This window comes from Thalassotalea hakodatensis (genome assembly GCF_030295995.1).
Taxonomy (GTDB): Bacteria; Pseudomonadota; Gammaproteobacteria; order Enterobacterales; family Alteromonadaceae; genus Thalassotalea_C; species Thalassotalea_C hakodatensis.
Genome location: NZ_AP027365.1, coordinates 759,981 through 773,379 on the forward strand (window position 1 = coordinate 759,981; position 13,399 = coordinate 773,379).

General features: G+C 38.6%; 16 protein-coding genes. 8 read left to right on the forward strand and 8 right to left on the reverse strand.

Annotated features, from left to right (window positions below; all coding sequences use genetic code 11):
• Positions 1 to 4 precede the first annotated feature (4 nt).
• From QUE72_RS03205 to QUE72_RS03230, 6 genes are all read right to left on the reverse strand, one after another.
• Positions 5 to 1,423: a Gfo/Idh/MocA family protein gene (locus QUE72_RS03205; RefSeq protein ID WP_286271508.1), complete on the reverse strand. Its 1,419-nt coding sequence runs from the start codon at positions 1,421 to 1,423 to the stop codon at positions 5 to 7.
• Positions 1,424 to 1,504: 81 nt separating this feature from the next.
• Positions 1,505 to 2,806 carry a sensor histidine kinase gene (locus QUE72_RS03210; protein WP_286271511.1) on the reverse strand — a complete coding sequence of 434 codons (1,302 nt, stop codon included), beginning with the start codon at positions 2,804 to 2,806 and terminating at the stop codon, positions 1,505 to 1,507.
• A gap of 2 nt (positions 2,807 to 2,808) precedes the next feature.
• Positions 2,809 to 3,510, reverse strand: coding sequence for a response regulator transcription factor (locus tag QUE72_RS03215; RefSeq protein ID WP_074498338.1), 702 nt, complete (start codon positions 3,508 to 3,510; stop codon positions 2,809 to 2,811).
• A 14-nt stretch (positions 3,511 to 3,524) separates the two neighbouring features.
• Entirely contained in the window at positions 3,525 to 3,935 is a 411-nt protein-coding gene (locus QUE72_RS03220; protein ID WP_074498188.1) for a DUF3019 domain-containing protein, read from the reverse strand.
• Complete coding sequence (locus QUE72_RS03225) at positions 3,925 to 4,776, reverse strand: MipA/OmpV family protein (protein ID WP_286271516.1); 852 nt, start codon at positions 4,774 to 4,776, stop codon at positions 3,925 to 3,927. The genes QUE72_RS03220 and QUE72_RS03225 overlap by 11 nt, the downstream gene beginning before the upstream one ends.
• 221 nt (positions 4,777 to 4,997) lie before the next feature.
• Positions 4,998 to 5,834, reverse strand: coding sequence for a LysR family transcriptional regulator (locus tag QUE72_RS03230; RefSeq protein WP_074498192.1), 837 nt, complete (start codon positions 5,832 to 5,834; stop codon positions 4,998 to 5,000).
• Positions 5,835 to 5,983: 149 nt separating this feature from the next.
• Between QUE72_RS03230 and QUE72_RS03235 the strand changes: the two genes are divergently transcribed.
• Positions 5,984 to 7,159, forward strand: coding sequence for an acyl-CoA dehydrogenase (locus QUE72_RS03235; RefSeq protein WP_074498195.1), 1,176 nt, complete (start codon positions 5,984 to 5,986; stop codon positions 7,157 to 7,159).
• Positions 7,160 to 7,168: 9 nt separating this feature from the next.
• On the opposite strand, the gene QUE72_RS03240 is transcribed toward QUE72_RS03235, so the two are convergent.
• Positions 7,169 to 7,963: a polysaccharide deacetylase family protein gene (locus QUE72_RS03240; RefSeq protein WP_286271520.1), complete on the reverse strand. Its 795-nt coding sequence runs from the start codon at positions 7,961 to 7,963 to the stop codon at positions 7,169 to 7,171.
• A gap of 230 nt (positions 7,964 to 8,193) precedes the next feature.
• On the opposite strand from QUE72_RS03240, the gene argR reads away from it, so the two are divergent.
• The 4 genes from argR to QUE72_RS03260 all read left to right on the forward strand — a co-directional run bounded on the left by argR (position 8,194) and on the right by QUE72_RS03260 (position 9,766).
• The gene (gene argR / locus QUE72_RS03245) at positions 8,194 to 8,664 is read left to right on the forward strand and encodes a transcriptional regulator ArgR (RefSeq protein WP_074498200.1); all 471 of its coding nucleotides are present in this window, start codon (positions 8,194 to 8,196) and stop codon (positions 8,662 to 8,664) included.
• A 168-nt stretch (positions 8,665 to 8,832) separates the two neighbouring features.
• The gene (locus tag QUE72_RS03250; protein ID WP_074498203.1) at positions 8,833 to 9,270 is read left to right on the forward strand and encodes a hypothetical protein; all 438 of its coding nucleotides are present in this window, start codon (positions 8,833 to 8,835) and stop codon (positions 9,268 to 9,270) included.
• 25 nt (positions 9,271 to 9,295) lie between these two features.
• Complete coding sequence (locus QUE72_RS03255) at positions 9,296 to 9,622, forward strand: helix-turn-helix domain-containing protein (RefSeq protein WP_074498205.1); 327 nt, start codon at positions 9,296 to 9,298, stop codon at positions 9,620 to 9,622.
• Positions 9,623 to 9,634: 12 nt separating this feature from the next.
• Entirely contained in the window at positions 9,635 to 9,766 is a 132-nt protein-coding gene (locus QUE72_RS03260; protein WP_286271527.1) for a hypothetical protein, read from the forward strand.
• Between the two features lie 100 nt (positions 9,767 to 9,866).
• Here QUE72_RS03260 and QUE72_RS03265 read toward each other — a convergent pair whose 3' ends face one another.
• The gene (locus QUE72_RS03265) at positions 9,867 to 10,952 is read right to left on the reverse strand and encodes an aldose epimerase family protein (protein WP_286271529.1); all 1,086 of its coding nucleotides are present in this window, start codon (positions 10,950 to 10,952) and stop codon (positions 9,867 to 9,869) included.
• Between the two features lie 197 nt (positions 10,953 to 11,149).
• On the opposite strand from QUE72_RS03265, the gene QUE72_RS03270 reads away from it, so the two are divergent.
• The 3 genes from QUE72_RS03270 (at position 11,150) to QUE72_RS03280 (ending at position 13,289) form a co-directional block, all read left to right on the forward strand.
• On the forward strand, positions 11,150 to 11,611 hold the full coding sequence (locus QUE72_RS03270; RefSeq protein ID WP_286271531.1) for a GNAT family N-acetyltransferase: 462 nt from the start codon (positions 11,150 to 11,152) through the stop codon (positions 11,609 to 11,611).
• A 20-nt stretch (positions 11,612 to 11,631) separates the two neighbouring features.
• Positions 11,632 to 12,696 carry an energy transducer TonB gene (locus QUE72_RS03275; protein ID WP_286271533.1) on the forward strand — a complete coding sequence of 355 codons (1,065 nt, stop codon included), beginning with the start codon at positions 11,632 to 11,634 and terminating at the stop codon, positions 12,694 to 12,696.
• 116 nt (positions 12,697 to 12,812) lie between these two features.
• Positions 12,813 to 13,289 (forward strand): YcxB family protein, encoded by a 477-nt coding sequence (locus QUE72_RS03280; protein ID WP_286271534.1) that lies wholly within the window; start codon positions 12,813 to 12,815, stop codon positions 13,287 to 13,289.
• Positions 13,290 to 13,399: the final 110 nt, after the last annotated feature.

Sequence of the window (13,399 nt, forward strand, 5' to 3'; positions counted from 1 at the left end):
CAAGTTAAGAGGCAATGGAAATCGGGACGGTATTTTTCCATAAACCGCGGGTAAAGTCAGGAATATCTTTATGGTTGCTATTATTGGAAACTAATTCATCGATAAGCGGTGAAACCACCGACAAAGCAGCAGCATCGTAAACATTTTGATCAAGTGCTTGGCCATTACGCAAACAAAAAATGATACGCCACAGCATAAGAAAATCTTTATCACGCAGTTCGTCGCTTTGTGTAGCTTCCGCTCCTATATGCTGCCAAAAAGGGTGTTGATATTGTGTTTGCCAGTACGCCATATTGTCATCCCATTGGTGTTGACTTGGCATTTCGGGCTTCTTACCCGTTTGACCATTTTCTTGCCACTTTTTAACCGCTAATTGGTGAATATTTTGATAATAATGCTTAATAGTATCTGGCAGCTTTTCTAGAGTTATACGACTTGGGGAACCAGAAAATGTGCCGTTTGTCCCCTGTATAAAGGTATGTTCAATGTTAGGTTTTTGGGTTCTAGTGCCGTGTTTAACGTTGATGGTTCGACCGAGTTTTGTCGTAATGACGGTGGTATTAAAATCACTTGTAACATGCTGCGATTGATTTTGAGTGTCTTCGGTTCGTTTCACTGGGGTTGACTCAGCAGCGGTGAGAAAATCAAATTGATCGCCACGGTTAATGTTCATGTATTGTGATATGGGCCCTAGGCCGTGTGTAGGGTATAAATGATCTGATATTTTCTTATGCGATGAACCTGTGTTATTTGCTTCTTGCGTTACTTGTTCCGGTACCTCTTTGTTCGAAGTGGTTTCAGCATGTTTTAATTCGCCAAACAGCCCCTGTTTTACCATTTGAAGAACCATTAATTCATCTTGACCATAGCAAACACTTTCCATCATCATGCAGTTTTTTTGTGTACGTTCTGAGGTGTCTACCAGTAGCCAGCACTCATCAATGGAAGTTGCTGCGGGTACTTCAACGCAAGCATGTTTGTTACTGTTCATTGTATCGACGGCCATGGGAGTATGCCATTGCGTAGGTGTGGAAATAATAACGATATCGATATCACTTCGGGTGAGCATGTCTTTATAAGCAAGCTCGGAACCCGAATATTCATCGGGCCGAGTTATTTTTTGTTGTTCAAGGTATTGGCTGGCTTGATTCATGGCGTTTTGGTCGATATCGCAAAGCGCTTTTATTTCTATGCCATCAATATGACTACAGTGCTTAACATGGCTTAAACCTCTTTCTCCTAAGCCAATAAAGCCAATGCGAACGGTTGCCATTTTAGGGGCAATTAAGTTCATTACACTTTTATGATCAAAGAGTGTTGATGGGGATATTTGAGTAAAGGTATCGGCGATTGTCGTCGCTATATGGGTTGTCGAAATTGCTGCGGCAGATTTGATAAAAAAACGCCGATCGATTATTTTCATGAATAGTAGTGCATGTTAAGTTATTTGCTTAACGTTACTTGTATCGAAATATGAATGCAAGCAAGAGTTTATGGTACATTGCTATTGGTTTTCACGAGGTAAAGAAAGTATGAATTTAGCGCCTTTTAACAATGTTGATCGGCTTGCTGATATCTGGCCGTGATGCCAATCGACCACTTTGTGACAAATGGCAAGTCCTAAACCAAAATGCCCTTGCTCTCTTGAGCGGTTGGAATCGAGTTTGACGAATGGATCGAAAATAACGGTAAGTTGTTCCTGTTCAATGCCTTTTCCATCATCTTCAATGATAATTTTTATGTTTTTGTGTGATATTTGTGTTCGGATAATGACGCGACTATTGGCGTAATGAATAGCATTAGTGATTAAATTCTGTAGCGCTCTATTTAGCCAGTATAGATCACCAGAAATATATTCATTATTTGCTAACTCTCGATATTCAAAAGAGATGTTATGTTGTAGTGCTAGTGATGTAAAGTCTTGCCAAAGGTTATTAATAAATTGATTAATTTCTATTTTGGTGATGTTTAAATGTACCCCTTGTCGTTCCATGCTGGCATATGATAAAAAGGCTGCAGTCATATCCTCCATACGAGAAAGTTCTAACTCCATTCTTTTCAAGTAATTATTTTTACTTTCAACATCGTTAGCATCTAGGGCGGCATCTATGCCAAAACGTAAACAGCTCATAGGCGTGCGAATATCGTGTGATAAGCTTCTGGCAAGTAGTTTATTATCTGCCATGAGTTTCTCTATTTGGTATGCCATTTGATTAAAACGAGTTTCAAGTAATGAAATGTAAGAAAATCGACTAAGTTTAATTCTTACGTTCTTTTCACCTTTTCCAATGAGGTCTGCGGCATTTGTGAGTACATACAAACGTTGTGCTAATGGTAGCAACCAAAGCATAATAATACTTCCTACACCTAAATATAAAATGGCGGTAAAAAAGACATTTAACTTTTGATCTTTTTCGGATGCTGTCGGCAAATGTAATTTCACTAAATGTTGTGGAAAGGTGGTTAGCTGTTTAACTAAATATGCTTGTTTTTCTGAGGCTAACAGTAAACCACCTTGTTGTGAAAGTTGTTTAAATAATGCAGGCGGGAGTGCTATAGCAGATGTACTTTCTAAGGTTAGATCAAGCGAATAGTGTTTGGCAATTTGCGTTAAGTGTTGTGAAAGTTGTTGTTCTGGTGTGCTATTAAGCTCTGCACTGATGCCTTCAATAAGGTTTTCATAGATAATTGTATCGGAATTTTCGTTTTCATCGCTATGTTTTGCAATGAATTGATCGACTCCCCAACTAATGAAAAACAATGAGCCAAAAACAGCAAAAATAATACTGATAAAAAGCTTTTTCATAATTAATCAGTCCAAGCATCAGCAACAAATAAGTAGCCTTTACCCCAAACGGTTTTGAATTTTTTCGGGCTTTGTGGATCATCTTTAAATATTTTTCTCAAGGTAGACAACATCACGTCAAAACGGCGATCTTGACCGTCATATTCACGTCCTTTCAGTGTTTTAAATACACTGTCTCGGTCTACTACTTCACCTGCATGACTCGCTAAATACCATAGGAAACTAAAAAGGCTGGTTGAAAGTTCAATTTCTTCGTTTTTGTAAGTAACGCGCTTTGCTTCACCGTTGATGTGTAGCAGACCAAAACTAATAGTGTTACTTTGTTTCGATGACATGGGCTGATACTTCAATGCACTTTGGATTCTTGCTAATAGAGCGCGAGGCCTAACTGGCTTTATAACATAGTCATTAGCACCGGCTTCAAAACCAATCACTTCATCAAATTCATCTGCTCTTGCTGTTAACATAATAATCGGTGTGTCAGATTGTTGCCTGAGTAATCGACATACTTCAATGCCACTTAGTCCGGGTAACATCACATCAAGCAATACCACGTCAGGCGTAAAGTGATTAAAAGCAACTGCTACTTCATCGCCATGTGCGACATGTTCAACATCAAATTGTTGTTGTTCAAGGTATTCTTTGACCCACTTAGCGAGCGATAAGTCGTCTTCAACTAATAATACTTTTTGCATTTTATTCATGATGAGTCCTGCAGTTAAAACAATCGCCAACGACGTTTTCTAGGTGTTGCTTTGTGTACCCAACTGACATTAATACGGGTTTTTGCAATCACTTTTATTTTATTAAGTGAAACTAATTGGTAATCAGTTGTTTCGTTGCCTTGAAATTCAAAGCTCCACTGGCCTTTTTGGCTTTTTTGCCAGCATTTCATGGATTTTCCCGTTGTTTTATGCCGTAAACAGTAATCACCCTTCACATTGCTTTGCCAGACAATCATGACCTCAGCGTAGCAGGTTCTTCCTTGGCGTAAGGTGACACAATTATTCGGGGTAGCTGTGAGTATTATCGTTTCATTTAAGGCTTCTTGCCCTAATGAACATGTACTTACGGTTAATAAAATGATTGAAACAAACCCTGCAATTCCTTTGCGGTAGTTAAAAAACATAGAGTACTCCAAACATGGCGGTTACTTTATGAGATTTATCAACAATGGGGCTATCTGTTATGTTGTCAGTGTACTTAGTAAAGCTAATGCCGGCGCTAAATGTCCAGGACTCAGAAATAGGGCGTTGCACGAATAATTCAACTTGGCCCTTTAACGTGGTGTCAGCTTCGTAATATGGCCTTGTGTCGGTAACTTCGTGACCTTTTATGCCATAGTAGTAGTCCATCATGCTATCTGGGTAATAACTTAAGCTGGTATTGATATAAATGTCCCAATTTCGATAAGGGATCAAATGACTATAAAAAGCTTCGACTAACCAACCTTTGGCATGGCTAGGTACAGCAAGGTTTGCAACATCTATAGATAGTTGGCTATTTGCATAATAATGGGTATAACGTAAGCCAATACCTTCACCAACATCTCGTTCGGAAAGCCCATTGATACTGTCTATTTTTTTATCGGCTTGTTCCATAATATTATCGGGTGAAATACCGGCAATATAAGCTTTACTGATGATATCGAGTTCCCAATTTTCGCGGACTATTAATTGATAACCGAGTTCGGCACCAAGAGCAAAACTTTCAGAGCGTCGATGATTGGATTGAATGAAAAAGCCTTTGTAATAAAAATCGAATAGTAGCGGTATGGTGAGGTAACTTTTCAGATCTGTTTGCTCAACGTCTTTGAGTATAATGTCGGTATAATAGGCTGAAATACCTATTTGTGCTTGCCAACTGAAGGTTTTATTAAAAACCGTACTTTGGTTCTCTGGCTTTTTTTCATTACCGTTAACGTTGGCGCACATCAAAACGAACATGATGCTGATGAGCAATTTAGGCATTTGGGCAAGTTCCTATGAAGTAAATGCAACTATCTTTCAACAGGATTATTGAGAAATGATCAACAGTCCCTTAGTGACAAGGGCAATGTTAACAAATTGTGCTATTTATTGGCAGTTCTAGCATAAGGTAAAGTGTTTAAAAATTGTAAATAAAATTAGCATTGTTGAATGCGCATAATGGTTTATCTGCTCAAGTACGCTATTTACAAAGGTACAAAATGCTAACTTGTGCTCTTCATGCTCTGAATTGTTGACTGTAAACTGGTCAGCAATGGCGAAGCTTGTTGAAAGGCAAGTACAACTTCTCGTGTTAACGCTAAACCTTGTACTGTTTTAAAACAGATATCGGGTAATTCGGTGATTTCTTTATGCGCAGGGACAATTGCCCCGCCAAGCCCAGCTCTTACTAACCCTATTGCATAATCAATCGTTTGAATATTTGCCCTTATTCGAGGATAAATACTTGCTTTTGTTAACGTTGATGAAAGTGTTTGCCATGCGGAACAAGGGACACGTTGAATAAAGTCTATTTGATGAAAGTCTGCTATGGTGATTTCATTTTTAAGTGCAAGAGGATGATTATGAGGTAATGCGATAACAAAACGTTCTTGCCAAATTGTGATAAAATTTTCAGCGGAGATTAGCTCTTCTTTTGTGATGATTCTAGCATGGCATTGCGCATCTTGAGGCACTAGTGTGAGTGACATAGAAGGCTCTTTAGAAATAAATGCCTTAAGCAGCTGGCTCATACGTTCTACGCCTAAGCCTTTCGTTACGCCAAGTGAGAATTCACTTTTAATGGTTTGTTGGTTAAAACTGGTTTTTATGGCTTGTGCTTGGCCAAGTAATTGTTTAGCCATAGGGTAAAGTTGTTTACCTTCTTGTGTGGGACAAACTCCTGTTGACTGACGAGTAAATAACCCTTGTTGTAATTCACGCTCTAACTGTGCAACAGCGTTTGAAATAGACGGCTGAGCAATAAAGCAAGCTTTTGCTGCGGCGTTAAAGCTGCGATGTTCATAAACAGCGACAAAATACTTTAATTGTTTTAAATCCATGCCATTCTCATGTGTCATCATTTGCTATAGTTTAAAGCTATAGCAGTTAGATAAAAACTATATTTTACCTTTAATGAACGTTTGCGTAACCTTACGTTGTAAATTGGAATGCACACTGAGTTGTAATAGCTCTAAAAGAGAGATTTAGCATGAATACACCATGTTTTAATTGGCAAGATCCGTTACTGTTTGATGCGATGCTTTCTGAGGAAGAGAGGCTGATTCGTGATACTGCGCAACAATATTGCCAAAAGTCATTAATGCCTAGAATTTTGCAGGCAAATCGCAACGAAGTTTTCGATGTGAGTATTATGCAAGAATTGGGTGAACTTGGATTACTTGGATGTACCTTACCTGCAAAATATGGTGGCGCAGAAACAAATAATGTCAGTTATGGTTTAATTGCTCGCGAAATTGAGCGGGTTGATAGTGGTTACCGCAGCGCTATGAGCGTGCAGTCTTCACTCGTGATGCATCCTATTTTTGCTTATGGGAATGAAGCTCAAAAGCAAAAATATTTACCACAGCTTGCAACTGGAAAAATGATAGGCTGCTTCGGATTAACTGAGCCTAATTCTGGATCTGACCCTGCAAGTTTAACAACCAGAGCTGAAAAAGTATCTGGTGGATACCGTATTACGGGTAACAAAATGTGGATCACAAATGCCCCAATCGCTGATGTTTTTATTGTTTGGGCTAAGCTTGCTGGCGACATTAAGGGTTTTATTTTAGAAAAAGGCATGCCTGGGCTTTCAACGGCTAAAATAGACGGTAAGTTTTCATTACGGGCATCGAGCACGGGTGAAATTATCATGGACAATGTGTTTGTTGAAGAGCAACAAATGCTGCCAAAAGCTTCTGGACTTTCAGGCCCTTTTGGTTGCCTAAATAAAGCACGTTTTGGTATTGCTTGGGGAGCGTTAGGCGCTGCTGAATTTTGCTGGCACGCGGCCAGACAATATACATTAGATCGTGAGCAATTTGGTAAACCATTAGCAGCAACACAGTTAATTCAAAGAAAACTAGCCGATATGCAAACTGACATTACCACCGCTTTGCTTGCTGTTTTACAAACGGGTCGTTTAATGGATAGCCAACAATTAGCACCACAAGCAATTTCGTTAGTAAAACGAAACTCTTGTGGTAAAGCATTAGATATTGCTCGTGCCGCTAGGGATATGCACGGTGGTAATGGCATTGCTGATGAATATCATGTCATTCGCCATATGATGAATTTAGAAGCTGTGAATACTTACGAGGGCACACATGACGTGCACGCGTTAATTTTAGGCCGTGCGCAAACAGGTATACAAGCGTTTTATTAATATGGAATATTATTCGTTGATCAGATCATTCTCATAGGCAGGCGTGTTAAGCAACGTTGAAACGGTGACGAAGGTATAATTGTTTGCCAGGTAGTGTGAAATAATGTTGTCTAAAGCGTCAATGGTGTTTTTACGGTTTCCGCCACCATCATGCATAAGAATGATCGCTTCTGGGTGCATAAATTCAGTTGCAGAGCTCACTAAATTGGTAACTGAATTTGTTTTTTCATTCCAGTCTTGAGTGTCTATCGACCAGATAATGGTTTTAATATTACGCTCGGCAAGGAATTGCACTTGTTGATCAGAAATTCGGCCAAAAGGAGGCCTAAATAATAGTGGTGTTTTACCCGAAATAGACTGACTGATTTTGCGTTGTTTATTGATTTGCTGACGCCAAAATTCATCAAGATTAGGGTAATTGAGCATATCGTCATGATCCCATGAATGATTTGCAATTTCATGACCGTCGTTGAGCACTTGAGTAACAATGTCAGGATATTGTTGCATTTGATCACCCAGCATAAAAAACGTTGCGTGAATTCGGTGTTTTTTGAGTATCTTTAGCAACGCGATGGTATGGTGCGAAGGGCCATCATCAAAGGTAAGCGAAACGGTTTTATTTGTGTAACGACCTTCTAGTATATAATGCTGAGGGAACGTTTTAGCTCGATGTTCATGTACACCAAAGTTTGAAGGCTCTGCACGCCTGATGTGAGAAGGTTCTGATTTTTCATTAATCGCTGGTATTTGCTGGCAGCTGAACAGCAATAAAAGCACAGCTAAAAGAGTAAAGCGCATGTTCATATAGAGATGGTTAAAAAGCAATGATTTTATATACCTTAAAGTAAGCACGGGGTCATTACAATCTGGCTGCATAAATATTCACGGTTTTATAATATTTATATTTATCAAGCAAGGCAGTATTCAGCCTGTGTAAGAGGTGTAAACTACAAAAAGAATGAATAAAAGATAGGACTAACGCTAAAAAGTCGTTAAAATATTCGCTAATACACTTACTTGAACAAAGACAGATAATGACATCTATACGCAAGAAAAATGAAGCTGAATTAATTATAGCCTTTAAAAGTTTATTAAAAGAGCAATGTTACGGCTCTCAAGGTCAACTTGCAGCGGCACTTGCTGAGCAAGGCTTTAAAAATATGTCTCAAGCTAAAATTTCGCGTTTGTTATCTAAACTTGGCGCCGTTAAAATGCGTAACGCTAGCGATCAAGTGGTCTATATTCTTCCTGATGAATTAGCTATTCCAAAATCTCGTCAAGCGATTCAATCTGTGGTTGCCAGTGTAAAACACAACAACATGCAAATTATTGTTAAAACAGGCATTGGCGGTGCACCACTCATTTCTCGTATGCTAGACAGCATGGGAGAGTCTGCAGGTATTTTAGGTACTTTAGCGGGTGATGATACTATTTTTATTGCACCGATAGATGTCAAAAGAATCGATCAAACCACCGAAGATATAAAGCGTTTACTTGACGTTTAATATTAAAAAAGCGCTCAGCGCTTTTTTTTTGCTTTAATTTCAATTGAATATAGAATGTGACACTAAGTGTCATATGTCAGATTCTTGTCCTGTCATAAGCATGTCGCAGACCATTTTACTTGCTTGTGATGTACTTGCTCTCGAAGTGAATTAACAACAGGATATCAAATGAATAATGAAAAACTCCAAACGGATATGAATGAATCAATGCAAGAAGTTGGTTATCGAGATGGCTACCATTTCCATTTCATCTTAGATGAACAACGCATCCATGTGCATTGCTCAGCACTATCGGGAAAAGAGAACATCTATGTAAATGATGAATTGATATTGTCTCAGCGAAGTTTACGCCGGAAATCTTGTCATGCGTTAACTATTGCCAATCGAATGGTTGAAGTTGAAGTTACCATGGCAAAGATATTAATCGGTGAAGTGCATTGTACTCTAATTGCTGATGGCACACATGTAGCAACGCAAAAACAAGTGCTTAAAAAACACTATCAACTTAAAGATAAAAAAGTAATACCTTGGCTACTGCTCTGTGGTTTATTGGGAGGCGTAATAGGGTATATGAGTGTTGAAATAATGAATAAGTTGTTTTTGTGAACACGTTTGCAAGTAGAGGCTATACATGGATATAAGTGCAAAAAAAATAAAACAGCTCCGTACTGATAAATCGTGGACACAGCAACATTTAGCAGATGCCTGTGGTGTTAGTCTACGAACCATTCAGCGTGTAGAAAGGTATGGCAATAGTTCGAAAGAGACGTTAATGGCATTAGCCTCAGTATTTGAGCAAGAGCAAGCGACGTTATTAGATCTTACGAGCCAAATCGAAGTCGTAGAGCACGTTGTCGATATTACACCTCAACATAAGCGTAAAGCGCTTGTATTAGCGGGTGTATGCGGTCTTGTCGTCGGTGTACTGGTCACTATTCTCGTGCAAAATTTAGTTTAGTAAGAGGTCATTATGAAAACATGGTGGAAATCTTTAACTGCAGCAGAGCAATCTGCATTAGCAACCTTAGGAGGCATCAGTGCCGTTATTATTTTATTCGCTAGTGGTATTGTTATCGGTAGTGCTTTAGCAAGGTTGTTATAAACAAACCTAGTTAGTACAAAAAAGCAGCTGTTAGGCTGCTTTTTTATTGTCAATTTTAAACAACCTCCTATGAAGGTGGCTTTTTACTACTAATCGCTGATCACGCTTCGATTGAAAAAACATACCGTGATTTACTATAAAAAGGTGTGTTGGGGGTTAACAAGGTATTGTTAATGTCAGCACCTGTTTTCATGTTGTTCGCTCGTTGTGGCTCTAAGCATAAAGCTGCACGTTGTTGATAACGACTGTTGTTTTTTCCTGTGTGACTTCCGTCAATATAATTTGCTGTGTATAAAATGACACTTGGCTGATCACTATACAAGGTAAGGGTTCTTCCGGAGGCTGGATCTACAACTTTCGCTATGTAATGTTCACCTGTTTGAGCATCTGGGTTTACCAACCAATAATTATCAAAACCTTTCGCTATTTGTACTTGTTCATCATCGCCGTCAATATGTTTACTTAAGGAAGTTAATTGACGAAAATCTTGTACTGTTCCTGATACCTCACAAATTTCCCCTGTGGGGTAAGCGGTTGGCGTCATAGGCAAGAAGTGATCAGCATTAATTGCTACTTGATGCTGCGCTATTGAACCACTGTTATGTCCTGCTAAATTAAAGTAACTATGCTGGGTTAAATTGAGCAATGTAGTTGCGTCGGTTTCAGCGAAATATTCAACAGACAGTGTATTGTGATCGTCAAGAGTGTAAACCACCTTAATCGTGACATTACCAGGGTAACCATTTTCACCATCCGGGCTAACATAGCTTAACGTTAAGCTGGTGTTTTGGTGTTCGTGCTTAGCAACTGCATGCCATAGCTTTTTGTTTAAAGCATGCGGACCACCGTGTAATTGGCTGTCTGGAGCATTTAACGCTAGTTGATATTGTTTTCCATCAAGCGATATTTTACCTTCGGCAATTCTTCCTGCATATCGACCAATTATGGCACCAAGGTAATAAGTATCTTGCTCGTAATCTGCCACGTTATCGTAACCAAGTACAATGTCGGCAAGACGCCCTGTAATGTCGGGGGTGAAAATAGACACAATAATACCACCATAATTGGTGATGTTAACTTGCATGCCTTGCTTATTTGTTAAGGTGTATAGCGTGGCTGGTTCTCCTGTTGATAATGCCCCAAAGGGCTGTTCAGTAATGCTTGAATCGCTAAAAATACCGGTCACACATGTCTCCATTTTTGATGATACTACTGTGATATCTTATCTATGTAAAAGCTAGGTGCAAGTATTTGCTGATAAATCAATTTTTTAAAATATATTTTGGTATTTTAGGGGACTACTATTATTGATATTCTCAGGTTGCAATTATTCTTATTGTTTGGGAAGCTTAGCGCTATAAAAAAAATTGATAAGAAGTTGTTATGAAAGGACTCAACATTCGTGTTGCTACCCAAGATGATATCCCAATATTACAGACGTTAGAGCAAGGTGTGATAGCTGCAGAGCGTCCGTTTGAAAACCAATTCAAACCTGAACCCGTCACCTATTACAATCTTGATGAATTGATTAAGAGTGATGAAAGTGTATTAATTGTCGCCACATTGCAAGGGCAAATCGTAGCCAGCGGTTATGCCAAACTTAAAGCTGCAAAACCTTATTTACAGCATCGATTTTTGAGCTATATCGGATTCATTTATGTTGCGCCAACGCTTCGTGGAAAAGGGGTGGCTGAACAGGTTTTACAATACCTAGAAGAGTGGTCGATATCGCAAGGGGTTAATATATTGCATTTAGGTGTGTTTGCACAAAATGAACCCGCAATGCGCGCTTATGAAAAGTTTGGTTTTGTACCCCATTTAATTGATATGAGAAAGGTTATCTAACTGTTAACAAGGATGTAATTATGAAAAGTATAAAAACAACAATCGTGTTAATGTTTACAACGTGGTTTGTACAGGCGAGTCAAGCAGAAAATCAAGCCTTAGCAACACATTTGAGCACAGTTGAGGCACCAATACCTATTAAACGCGTCAACCCTAAATACCCGATATCTGCAGCAAGACAAGGAAGAACGGGTTGGGCGACATTTAGTTTTGTGATCGAAAAAAATGGATCTGTTTCAAACATCGTGAAATTGGATTCATCCGGCAGCAAAGATTTCGAACAGGAGTCTTTAAAAGCAATAAAACATTGGAAATATAAACCCGCAATGGAAAATGGCGAACCTATTCAACGTTGCGTCAATACTGTTCAGCTTGATTTTAAAATGTCTTCAAAAGCTGAGGAAGATGGCGTTCGTCGACGTTTTATGAAAAAATATCGCCTAGCACTAGAGGCGTTAGAAGAAAAGAAAATAACGGCTGTTGAGCAGTATATCGAAGAAATGTCGTCGTTTAATAATCGCTATGCGTCTGAAAGCAATTTACTGAATTTGCTAAAAGCCAGATACAATAAAGCAACCGATAATAAGCAATTACAACTCACGTATTTATCAAAGGTTCAGTTTAATTACGGTAAGGACAAAGGTGCACAATATGAATTAGCGTTAACGCATAATAAACTCGTATTAGCTGTGCAATTAAATCAATTAAACAAAGCGTTAACGCTTTTAGATGCATTAACAGCAATGCCTTTAAACGAGCAGCAAAAGTTAACTTACCAACAACTTGAGCAAAATATTCACAATACCATTAAGAGTGACAAAACGATCTTGGTCAAAGGGGTGTTACATCAAGCACCGTTTTGGAATTTTACCCCTGTTCGTAATAATTTTTCGATAGTTAATGTTTCTGGGTTACTGACTAAAATGGACGTGCGTTGCGCTAATAAATACCATACCTACACTGTGAATGAGCAATCTACGTGGCAAATACCTGAAAATTGGCAAGGATGTAGTGTTATTTTATATGGTCAATCAGGGACTACGTTTGATTTTGTCGAGTTATCTGAATCAGCTAACGAAGCGTAAAGGTTAACTTCTGCTTGTTTGTTATAACAGCAAATGACAGTGGGTGATTAAAAAGTATTGTTTTAATAATCAGCCAATGGGTAAAATAACGCTAATAAAATATGTAAGTAACTACTATGTCAGGCAATTTGTTTTTTCAAACGCAATATAAGTTAGATAAAGCGTATTATACCGAATGTTTTGAACAGTCTTCTCAACAAGAGCAGGGTTGGCAAAAGTACCGCAAAGCGATGCTTTTAAGCGGCATAGGTGCAATTTTGATTCTGATTACTGATATTTTGCCTTATGCCGCTTGGTTTTTGTTTATTTTGGGGTTAGTTGAAGCGTTAAGTGTTAAATACAAAAAGCCGTGGTGGATCACCCGACAAATGTGGAGTCAAGCGGCCAATAATACGGTACATTTAACCGTAGATCACCGTGGTTTTACCACCACATTAACGGGTGTCAAACAACATACTGCTTGGCAAGATATCAACTGTATTAAAATGACTGAGAAAGGTTGGGTATTAGAAACCGATAAAGGTAAACAATATTTATCTTCACAATCTTTGTCGCCAGAGGTGATAGCCGTATTAGCTGAGAAAGCAAAGTAAGTTAACATTATGCGGTTTGCATAATTTTTAACATCAACAGACCCTAGTCAAAATTAATCCTATTGAGATCAATATTTTTGCTTATTGGCAATACTATGATGGTTATTCAA